The organism is Cobetia sp. SIMBA_158 (assembly GCF_046566945.1).
Lineage (GTDB): Bacteria > Pseudomonadota > Gammaproteobacteria > Pseudomonadales > Halomonadaceae > Cobetia > Cobetia amphilecti.
This window is the reverse complement of sequence record NZ_JAWJYL010000369.1, coordinates 1-272: the sequence shown is the minus strand read 5'-3', so window position 1 is coordinate 272 and position 272 is coordinate 1. Positions and strand designations below refer to the sequence as shown.

1 protein-coding gene is annotated in these 272 nt (G+C 61.8%); it reads right to left on the bottom strand.

Features of this window, described 5'->3' with window-relative positions; translation table 11 throughout:
* Positions 1–55 precede the first annotated feature (55 nt).
* Positions 56–272 (bottom strand): hypothetical protein (locus R2R70_RS20330; protein WP_410978949.1); only part of this gene is annotated, 217 nt, incomplete at its 5' end.

Sequence of the window (272 nt, the reverse complement as noted above, 5' to 3'; positions counted from 1 at the left end):
AGATAACTTTGGTGTTTTCGTCGATGAGGACTGCCATGATGTCCTTTCCTTTCGATTATGCGGTTTGTGCCTCGGCGGCACGCGCCGCGCTGTCGTCGGTGAGCGCCCGATCCGCAAAGGTGACCCGCACAAGCCGTGCGCGTCCCGAGATCAGGCGAAGGAGGTGCAGGGGCAGGGCGCGCAACTCGGCCATGCCCCGCAGGCGTTTTTGTTTACGGTAGAGCGCACCTTGGGGCTTGCGCTGCGCATGGCCCAGAAAAGTGCCCTCTTCA